This window comes from Salinivibrio proteolyticus, assembly GCF_027286365.1.
Classification (GTDB): Bacteria; Pseudomonadota; Gammaproteobacteria; order Enterobacterales; family Vibrionaceae; genus Salinivibrio; species Salinivibrio proteolyticus.
This window is the reverse complement of the sequence record NZ_CP114584.1, coordinates 2,177,941-2,190,761: the sequence shown is the minus strand read 5'-3', so window position 1 is coordinate 2,190,761 and position 12,821 is coordinate 2,177,941. Positions and strand designations below refer to the sequence as shown.

The 12,821-nt window shown below is 52.4% G+C and carries 12 protein-coding genes; 10 read left to right on the top strand and 2 right to left on the bottom strand.

All coding sequences use genetic code 11. From position 1 onward, the window contains the following. Positions 1-81 precede the first annotated feature (81 nt). The 5 genes from hupB (at position 82) to N7E60_RS10385 (ending at position 4,932) form a co-directional block, all read left to right on the top strand. Positions 82-354, top strand: a complete 273-nt coding sequence (gene hupB, locus N7E60_RS10405) for a nucleoid-associated protein HU-beta (protein ID WP_069590554.1) — start codon at positions 82-84, stop codon at positions 352-354. A 168-nt stretch (positions 355-522) separates the two neighbouring features. Continuing rightward, on the top strand, positions 523-2,403 hold the full coding sequence (gene ppiD / locus N7E60_RS10400) for a peptidylprolyl isomerase (RefSeq protein ID WP_269597438.1): 1,881 nt from the start codon (positions 523-525) through the stop codon (positions 2,401-2,403). Between the two features lie 170 nt (positions 2,404-2,573). Then, positions 2,574-2,876 carry a ComEA family DNA-binding protein gene (locus tag N7E60_RS10395; protein WP_096629505.1) on the top strand — a complete coding sequence of 101 codons (303 nt, stop codon included), beginning with the start codon at positions 2,574-2,576 and terminating at the stop codon, positions 2,874-2,876. A 108-nt stretch (positions 2,877-2,984) separates the two neighbouring features. Continuing rightward, on the top strand, positions 2,985-3,587 hold the full coding sequence (gene yfbR / locus N7E60_RS10390; RefSeq protein WP_069590549.1) for a 5'-deoxynucleotidase: 603 nt from the start codon (positions 2,985-2,987) through the stop codon (positions 3,585-3,587). Continuing rightward, the gene (locus N7E60_RS10385; protein WP_269597436.1) at positions 3,577-4,932 is read left to right on the top strand and encodes an anti-phage deoxyguanosine triphosphatase; all 1,356 of its coding nucleotides are present in this window, start codon (positions 3,577-3,579) and stop codon (positions 4,930-4,932) included. The genes yfbR and N7E60_RS10385 overlap by 11 nt, the downstream gene beginning before the upstream one ends. Here N7E60_RS10385 and N7E60_RS10380 read toward each other — a convergent pair. Then, the gene (locus N7E60_RS10380; protein WP_269597434.1) at positions 4,929-5,552 is read right to left on the bottom strand and encodes a tRNA-uridine aminocarboxypropyltransferase; all 624 of its coding nucleotides are present in this window, start codon (positions 5,550-5,552) and stop codon (positions 4,929-4,931) included. The genes N7E60_RS10385 and N7E60_RS10380 overlap by 4 nt on opposite strands. A 65-nt stretch (positions 5,553-5,617) precedes the next feature. Further along, positions 5,618-6,850, bottom strand: coding sequence for a pyridoxal phosphate-dependent aminotransferase (locus N7E60_RS10375; RefSeq protein ID WP_069590543.1), 1,233 nt, complete (start codon positions 6,848-6,850; stop codon positions 5,618-5,620). 268 nt (positions 6,851-7,118) lie between these two features. Between N7E60_RS10375 and N7E60_RS10370 the strand changes: the two genes are divergently transcribed. The 5 genes from N7E60_RS10370 to menC are packed head-to-tail and all read left to right on the top strand — an operon-like array spanning position 7,119 to position 12,819. Further along, positions 7,119-8,420 (top strand): isochorismate synthase, encoded by a 1,302-nt coding sequence (locus tag N7E60_RS10370; protein ID WP_269597429.1) that lies wholly within the window; start codon positions 7,119-7,121, stop codon positions 8,418-8,420. After that, positions 8,417-10,141 (top strand): 2-succinyl-5-enolpyruvyl-6-hydroxy-3-cyclohexene-1-carboxylic-acid synthase, encoded by a 1,725-nt coding sequence (gene menD / locus N7E60_RS10365; RefSeq protein WP_269597427.1) that lies wholly within the window; start codon positions 8,417-8,419, stop codon positions 10,139-10,141. The genes N7E60_RS10370 and menD overlap by 4 nt, the downstream gene beginning before the upstream one ends. Continuing rightward, the gene (menH, locus tag N7E60_RS10360; protein ID WP_269597426.1) at positions 10,134-10,943 is read left to right on the top strand and encodes a 2-succinyl-6-hydroxy-2,4-cyclohexadiene-1-carboxylate synthase; all 810 of its coding nucleotides are present in this window, start codon (positions 10,134-10,136) and stop codon (positions 10,941-10,943) included. The genes menD and menH overlap by 8 nt, the downstream gene beginning before the upstream one ends. Before the next feature lie 12 nt (positions 10,944-10,955). Continuing rightward, entirely contained in the window at positions 10,956-11,822 is an 867-nt protein-coding gene (menB, locus tag N7E60_RS10355; RefSeq protein WP_269597425.1) for a 1,4-dihydroxy-2-naphthoyl-CoA synthase, read from the top strand. A 7-nt stretch (positions 11,823-11,829) separates the two neighbouring features. After that, positions 11,830-12,819, top strand: coding sequence for an o-succinylbenzoate synthase (gene menC, locus N7E60_RS10350; RefSeq protein ID WP_269597424.1), 990 nt, complete (start codon positions 11,830-11,832; stop codon positions 12,817-12,819). The last annotated feature ends 2 nt before the right edge of the window (positions 12,820-12,821 follow it).

Below are 12,821 nucleotides of genomic sequence, written 5' to 3'. Positions count from 1 at the left end.
CGTCTTTCGTCGATAAAGCGTCTTTTATTAATACCGCAAAAGAATGGGATTTGCGGAGAAGTATTGTAAGGGGATGAAAAAGTGAATAAGTCGCAACTGATTGATCAAATCGCAGAGGGTGCCGATATTTCTAAAGCGTCGGCGGGCCGTGCACTGGATGCCTTCGTAGAAGCGGTTTCTGATACGCTGAAGTCGGGTGACCAAGTTGCTCTGGTTGGCTTTGGTACCTTCTCTGTACGTGAACGTGCAGCGCGTACTGGCCGTAACCCGCAAACCGGTGCAGAGATTCAAATTGCTGCTGCCAAAGTACCTGGCTTCAAAGCAGGTAAAGCACTGAAAGACGCCGTGAACTAATCACAGCGTGAGCCATTGCCGAATTATTCAAGTTTGACTGGGTGTTAGAGCTGCAAAGCCAATAACAACCGCGTATAATCCGGCAAGAAGAGCGTAAAGGCGCATCATTCGATGCGCCTTTTTAGTTGATAAACCACCAGCCCAAATCAGTTGGAGTACCGGCCAGTTATGATGGAACGTATACGCGAAGGCACCAACAGCCTTGCGGTGAAGATCATTTTAAGCCTTATTATCTTTTCCTTTGCTTTTGCCGGGGTCGGCAGCTATCTGGCAGGGGGTTCCAACCCGCCCGCGGCAACGGTAGGCGATAAAGAAATTAGTCGTGCACAGCTTGAGCGTGCATACCAAAACGAACGCGCGCGCATGCAGCAGCAAGCCGGTGAGCTGTTCAATCAACTTCTGGGTGATCCTGAGTATGTGAAGCGTTTTCGTCAAAACATTCTCGACCGGATGGTTGACGATCTCTTGCTTGAACATGAAGCCAGTGAACTCGGGTTACGCGTCAGTGACGCGCAAGTCAAAGATGCCATTCGTGCAATGCCGCAATTCCGTCAAGGCGGACAATTCAACAATGAGCGTTATCAAGCCGCATTGCGCCAGACTGGGTTAAGCGCGGATGAGTTTGCCAACTATGTACGGACTGACTTAGTCCGTCAGCAGCTGCTTACGGCGTTGCAAGCCTCTGAATTTGTGCTGCCAAGTGAACTGGAAAGTCTTTACCGTCTAGAAGCGCAAAGCCGTGAAGTGCGTACTATCACGCTGCCGGTGGATGCATTTGCTGCCAAGGTTTCTTTGTCAGACGAGGAGCTTGAAGCTTACTATCAAGCTAATCAAGACGACTATGTGCAACCTCGCATGGTAAAAGTGGCGTATGTGGAGTTAACCGGTGAAGGGCTGGCTGACGATATTCAAGTCACTGACGAAGACATTGCCGCTTACTATCAAGAAAACCAATCGCAGTATGGTTCTCAAGAGCGTCGCAAAGTCAGTCATATTCTGATTGAAGGGACTGGTGACGACGCCAAAGCTCGTGCTGAGGCAGCACTTGAGCGCTTGAACCAAGGTGAAGACTTTAGTGAACTGGCACAGCAAGTCTCTGATGATACTTACAGTGCCGAACAAGGTGGATCACTGGATTGGATTGAGCCCGGTGTGATGGATCCTGCATTTGAAAAAGCGGCGTATGCGCTAGCCAACAAGGGTGACTATAGCCAAGTAGTAAAATCAGACTTTGGCTATCACATCATTCGTCTGGATGACATTGATGCTGCGGATATCACGCCACTGAGCGAGGTGAAAGACGATATTCGCGTTACGCTGCAACAAGAGCGCGCGGCGGATCGTTTCTATGCTCAATCAACAAAGCTTGCCGAAGTCGCGTTTGAAGATGCCAATGGTCTTGAGCCAGCTGCTGCTGCAATCAATGGTAAGGTACAAATCACTGACTTCTTTGCCCCAGAGCAAGCGCAAGGGGTAATGGCACGTCCAGAGGTGCAACAAGCGCTGGACAGCTATGACGTACGTGAAAATGGCCTGAACTCGGAATTGATAGAGCTTTCGGGTGAACATGCCATTGTGGTCCGCTTGGATGACGTCAAACCAGAGAAACAGCTGAGCTTTGCCGAAGTGAAAGATCAGGTGGCACAGACCTTGGCCGCACAAAAAGGCCAGCAGCAAGCCCAAGAGCAAGCAGATGCTTTGCTGACACAGCTTGAAGCCAATGGTGCTCTGACTGACAGTGAATACACATTCAGTGAACCACAAACCTTAAACCGCGTTGCTCAACAACGTGCGATTTCAGAGCTGGCCTTTACCTTACCTAAGCCGGAAGCGGATACCTCGAGCTACGGGGTGACCACTGATGAGCAAGGTAATGTGGTGGTTGTGGCACTGGATAAAGTGATTGAGCCAGAGGTGCCTGAAATTAGCCCGCAAAGCCAAATGGCAGCCCGTGTTGCCCGTGCGATGAGCAATATGTCTTTATCAGCAACCTTGGAAGAGCTACGTAACCAAGTGGATGTCAGTTACGCGGACTCAGACAGCCAATAAGCAGATAATGGCTCACCGCGAGAGTTAGATGTCTCTCGCAGTAAAGTGTGCGAAACAACAAAAACGGCGTAGGACTTTTGTCCTGCGTCGTTTTTCTTTTTTTGAGCACATGCAAGGCTTGTAGGAGTGGCGTAGGTTGAGAGCGAAAATTAATCAACAGAGGATATCTGATGAAACAGCTACTCACTTGCCTAATGTTTGCTCTCTCTTTGGTCTTGGCACCCACGGCGTGGAGCGCGGATGACAGCGCGACCCCTGAGGCGGCTCAAGCGCAGACCATACAGGTCAACATCAATACCGCAGATGCTAAAACCCTCGCCGAAAAGTTAGAGGGCGTGGGGCCATCAAAAGCCGCCGCGATCATCGAATATCGCGATGATCACGGCGCTTTTCGCGCACCGGATGATTTGATTAAGGTTAAAGGGATTGGGAGCGCGACGCTAAAGAAAAACCGGGATCGTATCAAAGTCTAAGTGACCCCCACGCGCAAAGGTTTTGCACAACCTTTGCGCGAATAAGGCTTGAGTCTTTGCCTGCCAAGACACACAATGACTCCATAACCGTCAATGTAGCAGGATGCGATGACTCAAAAACAAAGCCACTTTTTTGCCCACCTCGCGCGGATGAAGCTGATTTATCGTTGGCCGCTAATGCGCAATGTTTCCGCAGAAAACATCTCAGAGCACAGTTTACAAGTTGCCTTTGTGGCACATGCACTCGCGCTTATCAATAACAAGCGGTTTGGCGGCCATTATCAGCCTGATCGGATCGCGGTGTTAGCCATGTTTCATGACTGCAGTGAAGTGATTACCGGAGATTTGCCGACGCCGGTGAAGTATTTCAACCCTTCTATCGCGACCGAATATAAAAAGATCGAGAAAATGGCGGAGCAAAAACTGATTGCGATGTTACCGCCGGAGCTGCAAGACGATTACCGAAGCCTGATTGATTCAGACACGATCGATGCAGATGATTATTTGCTAGTCAAGCAAGCCGACACGCTATGTGCTTACCTCAAGTGTTTGGAAGAGATTGCGGCTGGCAATCATGAGTTTGAGCAGGCTAAAAAGCGCTTAGAGACGGCGATGGAAAAGCGCCGTTCGCCAGCGACCGATTACTTTATGGCGACGTTTGTTCATAGTTTTACCTTATCGCTCGATGAGATCAGTGACGATGGACTTTAATCTTCCTGACGCGTGGCAAGCGCGTCGCATGCGCAATGAAAATAAAAAGCGACGCAATGATAAACGCTCAGTCTATCAGCGCGATAGAGCGCGCATTTTACACTCGGCGGCCTTTCGCCGCCTGCAAGCGAAAACGCAGGTGTTGGGGGCTGAACACAGTGATTTTTATCGCACTCGACTCACGCATTCATTGGAAGTGTCCCAAATTGGTACTGGGATTGTCGCGCAACTGAAAGAAAAGCAGCCGACCTTTCGAGCGCTGTTGCCTTCAACCGGACTGATGGAAAGTTTGTGTCTAGCGCATGATATTGGTCATCCGCCCTATGGCCACGGTGGCGAGATCGCACTGAATTACATGATGCGTGAAGAGGGTGGGTTTGAAGGCAATGCCCAAACGTTCCGTATTGTCACCTTGCTAGAGCCTTATACTCAGCATCATGGTATGAACTTAGCGCGACGAACCTTATTGGGAGTGATGAAGTATCCTGCCTTAATCAGTGCTGCCCATAACGGACAATCACCCACGCCGGTGACGGACTTTCGGCACTTGAAGGCGCGCGATTGGCAACCTGCTAAGGGCATTTATGATCATGATAGTGCGCGGCGCGATTGGGTCCTCGAACCATTATGTGACGCGGATAAAGCCCTCTTTTTAACCTTTCGTGATAACCAGCCTGATGGCGAACACCGCAAAACCCGCTTTAAATCTTTAGATTGCTCCATCATGGAGCTGGCGGACGACATCGCTTATGGCGTTCATGATCTTGAAGATGCGATAGTGATGGGCTTAGTGAACCGAGAACAGTGGCAAGAAGCGGTTGCCAGTGTGCTCGCCGAGTGTGGCGATCCATGGTTAGAAAGCCATATTGGGGAGCTGAGTGAGCAGATGTTTGGCCCTCCTTATGAGCGCAAAGATGCGATTGGCGCGTTAGTGAATACCTTGCTCACGTCGGTTGAGATTGCGCCCACCGTGCAAGATGGGGCACAGTGCTTTCAATCACCGTTACTGGCGTGGAATGCGTTCTTGCCGGATGTGATGGCAGGTGTACTGGAGACACTGAAACGCTTTGTCAGTGAGTTTGTGGTTAAACAGCCAGAGCTTCAAGTAGTGGAGTACAAAGGGCAACAATTGGTGATGGAGCTTTTTGATGCGTTTGCCTCCGACCCGGAACGTCTCCTGCCCAAAGATTACCGGCAAGATTGGCTGATAGCGCAACAGGCGGATGAGTCAGGAATGCGTGTCATTGCGGATTATTTGTCGTCGATGACCGACAGTTTTGCCCAGAAGCTGCATAGCACCATGTTTACCGCCGCCAGCAATGGTCCGCTTTATGCGATTCGCTAGTCGTCCTGCCCGCCGGATGGCGTGCGTGATGCCGGCATAAATGCCAGTTGGCGCGCGATCATGGACTCAAAGCTTGCGAGCAATGGCTGATAATACTCACTGTCACCACTGAGTTCGCTAAGTGCGGCAAATCCGGCTTCTAGGGTAGACAAGGCGCCCGGCTTACGGCTTTTACGTATCCTGTATTGGCTCGATGGCATGGTGTTGATGGTGGCGGTGGGTAAATCATGCAAGTTGGTTGAAAGCTGATACATCTTGTAGGCTTTTTTCCACGTCCCGTCGAGTAAAATGATCCCCCACGGCGGCTGCTTGTCGTTCTCATCCAATGACTCGGTCAGTGATGAAAGAGAGCAAGCGTGCTCGCCCGGATACAAGACGGCATAGCGTCGCTCCGATTGCGCGAGTGCATCGTTAAGCGCGGCATGTTGGCTGAAATCCTCGCCCACCCAACACTGGCAATTATCCAGCGCAAGCGCGAGCAAACAAGCACTGTTCTTAGGGTGTGAGACCTCATCGGGATGCTGCAGAATAATCACGGGAATGGTATTGGTCAGCGGTGTGACGGCATCGCACACACAAATCGCTTTCGCTTTATGACAAGACGAGCAGTATCGAGACATGATGATCGCTGGTTGAGAACGGAATCAAGCAGCGTTTTACCGCTGCTTGATGAAAAACGCAAGTATCACGTAGCCACGGTCGTGACCTGGCTGTAGCCCGAGAGGAAGCGTTCAAAGCGGCTAATAGCCATTTCTAAGTCATCCACGCGAGGCAAGGTGACAATCCGAAAATGATCCGGTTTGGGCCAGTTAAAGCCGGTGCCTTGTACCATCAAGACTTTTTCTTGCAATAAAAAGTCGAGCATCATCTTTTCGTCATTGTGAATGTTGTAGCGCTTAGTATCGATCTTCGGGAACAGATAGAGCGCTCCTTTAGGCTTTTTGCAGCTCACACCAGGGATTTGATTAATCAGCTCGTACGCTTTATCGCGCTGTTCTAATAAACGGCCACCGGGCAGAATTAACTCGTTAATACTTTGATAACCGCCCAATGCCGTTTGGATGGCATGCTGCATCGGCACATTGGCGCAAAGGCGCATCGAAGCCAGCATTTCCAAGCCTTCAATGTAGCCCCGAGCGTGCTGTTTGGGGCCAGTGACCAGCATCCAGCCAGAGCGAAAGCCGCAAACTCGATAGGCTTTTGACAAGCCGTTAAAAGTTAAACACAACACATCAGGGGCCAAGGTGGCGATAGAATGATGCTGCGCGCCGTCATAAAGGATCTTGTCGTAGATTTCGTCGGCAAAAATAATCAGATTGTGCTGGCGGGCTATCTCAACCACCTGCAGCAAAAAGTCGCGACTGTATACCGCACCCGTTGGATTGTTTGGGTTAATGAGCACGATGCCGCGTGTTTTAGCCGAGATCTTCGCCTTGATATCATCAAGATCTGGATACCAGTCCGATTCTTCATCACACAAGTAATGCACCGGCTTGCCACCCGACAGTGACACCGCCGCGGTCCACAGCGGATAGTCCGGTGACGGCACCAATAACTCATCGCCATTATTGAGCAAGGCTTGCATCGCCATCACGATAAGCTCTGAAGCACCATTACCCAGATAGACGTCTTCAACATCTAAGTCCATCAAACCGCGTTTTTGATAGTGCTGAACCACCGCCTTACGCGCGGAATAAAGGCCTTTTGAATCGCAGTAACCTTGTGAGGTGGGAAGGTTACGGATCACATCGACCAAAATCTCATCTGGCGCATCAAAGCCAAAAGGCGCAGGGTTGCCGATATTGAGTTTTAAAATGCGGTGGCCTTCTTCTTCAAGCCGTTTGGCTTCTTTCATCACTGGGCCACGGATGTCGTAACAGACGTCATCCAGCTTGGCGGACATCCCGATGTGTTGCATTGACTTTCCTGTTTAGTAAAAGGTGAATATTGTTATTAGGCTTTTTTGGTAACTTACACTATTCGCGGTCTGATTCGAAAGAGATAAACGAATAAAGTTTTACCGGTGGCTGTCGGGCAAAAAAATCGACCAAGTTCGACAGAAGACTGATCTAGCGCATGTTTATCCCCGCAGGGGACAGGTAGACTGACAAGCATTAATTACGTGCTACATAAAGCCGTACACGATTTGCGAATAGGACTGCCGCCCGATGCGGTTGGAGGATGTCGTGACTACCCTGATTCAAGCGGCCAATCAGTTACAGAGCCAGTTGGCAATATGCCAAGCCCCCGCTCTGTTACAAGCAGACTTTGACTGGCCGAGTAACCTTTCCCCGATTGCTTGGCTGGATGCCCAACCTGTCTTTCCTAAAATGTATTGGCAGTCGCGCGATGGCCGCGAAGAGGCATTGGTGTTAGGGGCGTGCCACCGTTTTTCTCAGCTACATGAAGCGCAAGCTTCACTCACGCCACAGCAGCGAATTTGGGGATGTGTGGCGTTTGATGATGGCGCTGGGGATGGTGATTTTTTCCTGCCGGTCGTCGAGTTGATCCGCCGCGATGCCCATTGGCAGCTCTCTGTTAATGTGCAGGCGGGTGTGGATAGCCAAGCGATATTAAGCCAAGTGATCTGGTTGGGGCGGCCATTGGCCCCCATGCAGAGTCAAGTCAAATACGAAAACCATACCCCGACGTATCAGGGGTGGTGTCAATCGGTGACCACGGCGTTGGAGAAGATGGCATCGACATCGCTTAAAAAAGTGGTTTTAGCGCGACAAACACGGCTGACGTTGGATGCTCCCATTAGCGCCGGCCAGTTACTCAGTCACAGCCAGCAGCATAATGCAGAAAGCTTCCACTTTTTATTTGCGACTAGCGAGCAAGATGCATTTCTTGGCTCGACGCCCGAACGCTTGTATCGGCGCCGCGATTGTCGTGTCAGTACCGAAGCGGTCGCGGGGACCGTCAAGCGTGGCGCGACCTTCAGCGATGATCACCAATTAGGTGAGTGGTTGCTACACGACGATAAAAATATTCACGAAAACCAATTAGTGGTTGACGATATCTTGGCGGGAATACGCCGTCATGCACTCACGGTAACTGCCGATCCTGCTCCGCACTTAATGGTATTGCGTCATTTACAACATTTGCGCCGCCGCATCAGTGCGATTGTCGGCCCCGGTGTGGACGATACGGTATTGTTAAGCGCCCTTCAGCCTACCGCCGCTGTCGCGGGGTTGCCGCGTGATTTGGCGCGCGCATTTCTTGCTCAACATGGCATTGTTCGCGGACGCTACAGTGGAGCGGTGGGGTATATCTCACAGCGTGAAAGCCAGTTTTGCGTTGCTATTCGCAGTGCGCAGCTTTCAGGCCATACCATTGATCTCTATGCAGGGGCAGGCATTGTGCCAGGCTCAGATCCGGATACCGAATGGCAGGAGCTAGATAATAAACTCACGACACTGCGCCAATGTTTACCGGATGCTCCAGTGCCCCTCTCAGCCGAAAGAATGACAGGAGTGTGCGGATGACGCTGGCGCTCACCCACACATGGGCCGAAGTGATTATTGATGAGCTTACGCGACAGGGCGTGCAGCACATATGTATTGCGCCGGGTTCTCGCTCTACACCGCTCACGCTCGCTGCTGTAAAGCAAAGCCAGCATCCGCGACGCGGTGTCACTTTGCACAGTCACTTTGACGAGCGCGGGTTAGGCTACTTAGCGCTAGGGCTGGCAAAAGCGCATGCGTGTCCGGTTGCGGTAGTTGTCACCTCTGGCACCGCGGTGGCGAATCTTCTCCCTGCGGTGGCGGAAAGCCGCTTAACCGGCGAACCTTTGGTGATCTTATCGGCCGACCGACCGTTTGAATTGGTTGACTGTGGTGCCAATCAAGCCATTGAGCAATCCCGCTTGTTTTCTTCCCATGTCACGCAAACGCTCTCTCTTCCAGCCCCTGAGACTGCGATGCCCTTGTCAGCACTCCTGAGCAAGATTGATCATCTGATGGCTCAGCAGGCCCAGCATGGTGGCAGTGTGCATATCAACTGCCCGTTTCGAGAACCTTTCTATGGCGAGCGTGACCGAACGAGTGAGCAATCATTGCGGGCAGGATTGGGACAATGGCTTACTGATGACAAGCCGTATGTAAGCATGATGCCAACCAGAACGCAGTGGCAGATGCCTGCCTCTTGGCAACATATCGCGTCGCAAAGCAGCAAGGTGGTATTGATTGCTGGTGCGCTGCCGGCCAACGTAGGCGCTCAGGTGGCGCGGTTGGCAAGCGTCCTCGATGCGGTGGTGCTGGCCGACCCTCAATCCGGCGTCAAAAGCACGGCGCCGGGGCATGATTTGTGGCTCAACGCGCCCAGCGCTCGCGCGCTATTGGATGAGGCTGAGTGGGTCATTCAACTCGGTGGCCGTTTGGTATCCAAACGGTTAGGGCAGTGGCTGGCCAACATAGAAGTGCCGTACTGGCTGATCACCGATCGGGAACAAGCGCTCGATCCTGCTCATCGGCCCAGTGAATACATACGGTTTATGCCCCAGCAATGGGAGGAAGGTCTAGACGCGTTATCGGATGCGCTCACTCAGCTGCAACGACCAGTAAGCGGCTGGGCGCAGGCGGTGACCACAGCGGCACAGATACAACGGCAACACGTGTACGCAAAGGTGGAAGACAGCCTATCCGAACATCGCCTTTTTCAGTCTCTGACTAAGTGGCTGCCCTCAGAGAGTGATGTGTTTTTAGGCAATAGTTTGACGATTCGCTTAGCCGATATTTGGAGTGAGCTGAGTGATTATCGCGTATACGCCAATCGGGGGGCGTCGGGTATTGATGGCTTACTCGCAAGTGCCGCGGGCGTGCAGCGAGTGAACCAGCACCCGATGCTGGTGGTGTTGGGAGACACCAGCGCCTTGTATGATTTAAACAGCTTTGCGCTGTGGCGTCATGCACCTGCCCCAGCGGTTATTTTGATCCTTAATAACGACGGCGGTGGGATTTTCGATATGTTACCGGTTGAGCCATCTTTGCGAGATGCTTACTACCGCATGCCGCATGGCTTGGGCTTTGAACCGGCAGCAACCATGTTTGGCTTGCCTTACCACCAGCCCAAAGATTTAGTGAGTTTGAGCGAAACCTTGCAAGGGGCGTTACAGTCACCCGGCGCAGAGGTCATCGAAGTCAATACACCTGCAGGCGAGGCGGGAAGTGTGCTGAACCGTTTATTGGCGGAGGTTGCGCATGGCTAGTCGACTCACCTATCGCCAAGGCGGAGATCCCAATGGGCCGCGGGTGGTGTTCTTACATGGGTTACTGGGTTGCGGCGACGATTGGCAAGCCGTAACTGCTGCGCTCTCCCATTGTCACTGGTTATGCCTTGATTTACCCGGACACGGCGCGAGCTGGACACAGCAGTGTCAGCATTTTGACGATGCGTGTGACGCCATTTTGACAACTTGTGAGCAGGTATGGGAGCGGCAGCCAGCGCTATTGGTCGGTTACTCCCTCGGTGCGCGTTTAGCGATGCATTGCGCTACCTACGCACCCACTCGCTGGTCTGGCGTGTTGTTAGAAGGCGGTCATCCGGGACTTGCTGATAACGAGGCCCGTCAGCAGCGACTCGCACATGATAAGCAATGGGCCACACGCTTTCGTCATCAGCCGTTAGACGCGGTGCTAGACGATTGGTATCGCCAGCCTGTCTTTCAATCTCTTGATGAATCGGCCCGTTGCGCGATGGTCCAACGGCGCTTATCGAATCACGGATCGGCCGTAGCGGATACCTTATTGGCTACGTCGCTAGGTCATCAAGCCGACTTACGCAGTGCGCTTAAACACTGTTTTCAACACGGGCTCGTCATTGACTACCTTTGTGGTGAGCACGATAAAAAATTCCATGCACTTGCCAAACACTTGCATCAAACCACTGGGATTGGTGTCACGGTGATCCCTGAAGCGGGTCACAACTGTCACCAATCAAATCCACATGGCTTTGTACACGCATTACTCGCAAGTGCAGCTTTTCAGGGCGTTGCCCCAACCAACCTATAAAGGGGAGATCCTATGGCTATTACGCCGGGTATAACCGAACAAGAACTGTATGCACCCATTGAGTGGGTAGAGGCTGATCAGACATTCAGCGACATTCTTTACCATAAATCGGCAGACGGTATTGCGCGTATTACGATTAATCGCCCCCAAGTTCGCAATGCCTTTCGTCCCCAAACTGTCAAAGAAATGATGCAAGCGCTTGCTGATGCTCGTTACGACAGTGATGTAGGAGTGATCATCTTGACCGGTTTAGGCGAAAAAGCCTTTTGTTCAGGAGGCGATCAATCCATCCGTGGTGACTACGGCGGCTATCAAGACGACGAAGGCACCCATCATCTTAATGTGCTGGACTTTCAGCGTCAGATCCGTACCTGTCCAAAGCCTGTGATTGCTGCCGTGGCCGGTTATGCTGTAGGTGGAGGTCACGTGCTACATATGATGTGCGATCTGACCATCGCGGCCGATAACGCCCAATTCGGCCAAACCGGGCCCAAAGTGGGCAGCTTTGATGGTGGCTGGGGCGCCTCGTACATGGCTCGCATTGTGGGTCAAAAGAAAGCGCGTGAAATTTGGTTCCTATGTCGGTTCTATAACGCGCAAGAAGCGTTGGATATGGGACTAGTAAACACTGTGGTGCCACTTGCCGACTTGGAGCGCGAAACCGTGCGCTGGTGTCGTGAAGTGCTGCAGCACAGCCCGGTGGCACTGCGTTGTTTAAAAGCCGCGTTGAATGCTGACTGTGACGGACAAGCTGGGTTGCAGGAGTTGGCAGGGAACGCAACCATGATGTTCTATATGACCGAAGAAGGGCAAGAAGGGCGCAATGCGTTCAACGAGAAGCGCCGTCCGGCGTTCAATCGTTTCCCACGCAATCCATGAGGTGAGTATGAGGCAGGCACGGATCTACCACTATAGGTTACCGATCCAGTCGGGCGTATTTGTGCGCGACCAGCGACTGGCTGAGCGGGAAGGGTTAGTGGTTGAGCTGAGCGAAGGCGCACGTCGCGGCTGGGGCGAAGTGGCCCCTCTGCCGGGGTTTAGCCAAGAGAGCTTTGCACAAGCACGCCATGCGTTGATTGCCGCTACCGCGGCATGGTGTGATCACCGCCATGTAGCGATGACGCAATTACCGCCCTCAGTCGCATGGGGAGTGAGTGTGGCGCAAGCGGAGTTGGACCAAAAGCTACCGACGGAGGCGACGTTTGCGACTGTGCCTGTCTGTACGGGCGATCCTGATGCGCTCTTACAAGCCTTGAGTGGACCAAGTCAAACGCCATCACCGCAAGCCAAGGTAAAAGTAGGCGAATATGAGGTGGCGCGCGATCGGTTGATGGTCACGACCTTACTGGAGGCGATTCCGACATTAACCTTGCGACTGGATGCCAATCGGCGTTGGCGGCCAGAGCAGCTAAGCCAGTTTTGGCAAGGTTTGAGTGAGGCACATCAACAGCGGATTAGCTGGATTGAAGAGCCCTGTGCCGACCCCTTGCAATCACTGCGCTGTGCGCAACAGCTGGGCTTTCCTCTCGCTTGGGATGAGACATTGCGCGATCACGATGACAGTGAATTGATTGAAAGTGAATACGCTTCAGTGTGGGTGCTCAAGCCCACCTTGATGGGCGATCTTGCGTCACTAACAAGCTGGATTGATAGCGCGAAAACGCTTGGCAAGCAGGCTGTGATCAGTGCTGCGCTAGAATCAAGCCTTGGACTCACACAGCTATCACGCTTTGCCACCTGGTTAACGCCTGATGTGGTTCCTGGGCTTGATACCCTGAGTATCTTTGCTCATCAACTTGACCGTACGTGGCCGGGTGCACCGCAGCCATTAGCGCCTCTACATGACCAGCCCCTTATCTGGGTGAATACATTGTGACG